Here is a 1,700-nt window from a genome sequence, read left to right as displayed (position 1 = left end):
AGAGCTAGTCTATAACCAAACTACCTAAAAAAATAATAAAACCTATAAGAGTTATAAATCTAAGGGGAACCACACTAAATGACGTTATACCATCCCATGCAAAAGCTAACATTTTTCTTAACGGATATTTTGATTCTCCAGCAAATCTATCCAGTCTAATATAGTAAACCTTATCCGTTTTGAAACCCATACTAGGAATAATACCTCTAATAAATAAATTAGTTTCTTGAAATTTTAAAAAGCATGTATTGACATTAGAGCTTATTAATCTATAGTCGGCGTGATTATAGACTAGCTCTACTCCGAATATTCCCATAATCTTATAAAAATATTCAGCAGTAATTTTTTTAAAAAAACTGTCGGAATCCCTATTACTTCTAACTCCATATACTATTTCATTGCCATCTAGATATTTTTCTATCATATCTCTTATAACAACAATATCATCCTGCAAATCCGCATCAATAGAAATTAAACAATCACATTTACCTTCTACATGCTCCATTCCTGCCAATAAAGCGTTTTGATGACCTTTATTTTTAGAAAGTTTAACTCCCCCAACAAGCAAATTTTGCGTAGCTAGAGATTTAATTATACTCCACGTATTATCTCCGCTACCATCATCTATGTATAAAATAAAACTATCCTTCTTAATTTTATTTTTACTAATCAAGTCTTCTAACACCGCACTTAGTCTTTTTGTAGTTTCATACAAGACCTGTTCTTCATTATAACATGGAACAATAACTGCTAATTTTGGAACCTCTCTCATTTTACAAAAACTCCGCAAAAATCCAAAACTTCTTTTTCTATTTTTAGCCCTTTAAATTCCTTATGTCCGACCAAAAATACGATAATATCGGAAATTTCAATAGCCTTTTTATAATCCACTATCTCAAAATCTTTGTGAGCCTTGATATTGGGCTCCACGGCGACCACATCGACGCCGTCTGCGATCAGGCACTTGGTTATATTTAGCGCAGGCGATTCCCGCAAATCGTCGATGTCTGGCTTAAAAGCAAGCCCCATACACGCGACTTTGGGCTTTCTGCCGTTTTGCAGCTCAAATTTCAAAGCGGCGTTTTTGATTTTTTCAATACACCACTCGGCTTTGTGATCATTGACCTCTCTTGCGGATTTGATCAACCTCGCTTCGTAGCCGCCCGCATGGACGATAAACCACGGATCGACCGCTATGCAGTGCCCGCCTACGCCGCAGCCCGGGTTTAAAATATTAACTCGCGGATGACGGTTTGCTAGCGAGATAAGCTCCCAGACGTTAATGCCGAATTTATCGCATAAAATGCTAAGTTCGTTTGCAAAGGCTATGTTTACGTCGCGGAAAGAATTCTCTGTAAGCTTTGACATCTCTGCAGTTTTTGAGTCAGTCTGTAAAACTTCGCCTTCTACGAATTCTGCGTAAAATTCCGCTATTTTTTTAGTAGCAATTTTTGTAGTTCCACCCACGATTCTATCGTTTTGCGTAAGCTCTTTTAAAATTTTACCCGGCAAAACTCTCTCCGGGCAATGAGCGATATAAATTTTAGAAATATCAACACCGCCATTTTTTAAAATTTCACCTATCTTTTCGGTAGTACCTACCGGTGAAGTGGATTCTAAAACGACCATGTTATCGTCTTTTACGTATGGTATTATAGATTTTGCCGCACTTATGACATAATCGATATTTGGCACGTATC

General features: G+C 36.9%; 2 protein-coding genes. Both read right to left on the bottom strand.

Features of this window, described 5'->3' with window-relative positions; all coding sequences use genetic code 11:
- Positions 1–4: 4 nt before the first annotated feature.
- Positions 5–772, bottom strand: coding sequence for a glycosyltransferase family 2 protein (locus Q0277_RS04095; RefSeq protein ID WP_297995883.1), 768 nt, complete (start codon positions 770–772; stop codon positions 5–7).
- On the bottom strand, positions 769–1,700 hold a 932-nt coding region (locus tag Q0277_RS04090; protein WP_297995880.1), incomplete at its 5' end, for a nucleotide sugar dehydrogenase. The genes Q0277_RS04090 and Q0277_RS04095, both read right to left, overlap by 4 nt.

It is taken from the genome of uncultured Campylobacter sp. (genome assembly GCF_938030815.1).
GTDB lineage: Bacteria > Campylobacterota > Campylobacteria > Campylobacterales > Campylobacteraceae > Campylobacter_B.
The sequence above is the reverse complement of the archived record's forward strand: the minus strand, read 5'-3'. Positions and strand labels throughout refer to the sequence as shown.

What these genes read in the sequence shown, in the direction of transcription:
- Q0277_RS04095 (WP_297995883.1), bottom strand. Translation starts at nt 772, where the DNA reads ATGAGAGAGGTTCCAAAATTAGCAGTTATTGTTCCATGTTATAATGAA.